The organism is Streptomyces sparsus, assembly GCF_054776295.1.
The window spans coordinates 1-924 of sequence record NZ_BAAHCA010001376.1 but is presented as its reverse complement, the minus strand read 5'-3'; the positions used below and the strand labels follow the sequence as shown (position 1 = coordinate 924).

The following is a 924-nucleotide window of genomic DNA, read 5'->3' as shown; positions in this document are numbered from 1 at the left end:
CCTCCGAGGAGGCACCGGGGGCCAGGCCCGCGGCCACCGTGCGCAGCGACCGGGCCAGGGCGACGGCGGACGGGCGGCGGTCGGGGTCCTTGCTCAGGCAGCGCTCGACCACCGTCCACAGCGGTTCGGGCACCTGCGGCGGGCGCTGCGGCTCCTCGCTGAGGTGCCGGTGCAGCACCTCCAGCGCGGACCCGCCGCCGAACGGGGGCCGTCCGGTGAGCAGCTCGTAGAGCAGGATGCCGGCGCCGTAGATGTCCACCGCGGAGGTCTGCGGTTTGCCCTCGGCGGACTCGGGAGCGACGTAGGCGGGTGTGCCGACGAACTCGTGGGTGCGGGTCAGGCCAGGGGAGTCCGCGAGCCGGGCGATGCCGAAGTCGGTGAGCATCGGCCGCATGCCCTGCTCGCTCTCGGCGAGCAGCACGTTGGCCGGTTTCAGGTCCCGGTGGACCACTCCGTCGGCGTGGCTGGCGGCGAGCGCGTCGGCGATCTGCGCGGTGATCAGGGCCGCCCCGACCGGGGTGAACGGGCCGTTCTCGCGCAGGTACCGGTGCAGGTCCGGGCCGTCGACGAGGTCCATGACGAGCGCCAGGAGGTCACCTTCGACGACCAGGTCGCGGGTGCGCACGATGTTCTCGTGGGTGAGCCGCAGCAGCACCGAGCGCTCCCGCAGGAAGCGCATCACGATGTCGGCGTCGCCGGCCAGCTCCTCCTTGAGGACCTTGATGGCGACCAGTTCACCCGGGTGTCCGGCGACCGCCGCCTCGGCACCCGCCCGCTCCCGCTGGCGGGCGCGCCAGACGGTGCCCGTGGCGCCGCGTCCGAGCGGCTCCTCGAGCAGATATTTGCTGCCTACCGGCCGCACGTCATCGGCTCCCTGGTCGTTGTCGCGTCCCCGGGCCGGCCGCCGGTGCGACGGCCCGTTCG

General features: G+C 73.9%; 1 protein-coding gene. It reads right to left on the bottom strand.

The features are described 5' to 3' along the window. A partial coding sequence (locus ACYVE9_RS28540) for a serine/threonine-protein kinase (protein WP_461030780.1) occupies positions 1-862 on the bottom strand: 862 nt, incomplete at its 3' end. Positions 863-924 lie beyond the last annotated feature (62 nt).